Source organism: Thalassotalea sp. G20_0 (assembly GCF_017744175.1).
Classification (GTDB): Bacteria; Pseudomonadota; Gammaproteobacteria; order Pseudomonadales; family Endozoicomonadaceae; genus Endozoicomonas.
In genome coordinates, this window is the sequence record NZ_JAGHQV010000540.1 from 1 (window position 1) to 514 (window position 514).

The window sequence follows — 514 nt, forward strand, 5'->3', positions numbered from 1 at the left end:
CCTGAACCCACAGAGAGCGCCAGGGAGCTGGCAATCAGGCTTTCCCGGGAAAAAGCCCTGATACTGGCCGACCAGCATCCGGACACCCTGATTATTGCCTCCGACCAAACCTCCGCACTGGACAATAGAATTATGGGCAAACCCGGAACCCGGGAACAAGCCATTCAACAGCTTTCCCGCTGCAGCGGCAGACAGGTGGTTTTCCACACCGGACTTTGCCTGCTGAACACGGCCAAAGCAGAGCATCAGCTGACCTGTGTGGACTACACCGTCTGGTTCCGAACACTGTCCAGCACGCAGATTGCTACCTATATAGATGCAGAGAGTCCGCTGGACTGCGCTGGCAGCTTTAAATGTGAAGGACTGGGCATAACCCTGTTCGAGAAAATGGCTGGCGATGATCCTGACAGTCTGGTTGGACTGCCACTGATCACCCTGACCACCATGCTGATGAATGAAGGGGTTTACCCTTTGGGCAGATAGGCTGGATACACCGGGTCTTGCACAGCAGACC

1 protein-coding gene is annotated in these 514 nt (G+C 55.4%); it reads left to right on the forward strand.

Annotated elements, in window-relative coordinates; translation table 11 throughout:
• The coding region (locus J7438_RS27450; RefSeq protein ID WP_209279169.1) for a Maf family protein at positions 1 to 483 on the forward strand (483 nt) is incomplete at its 5' end.
• Between the last annotated feature and the right edge of the window lie 31 nt (positions 484 to 514).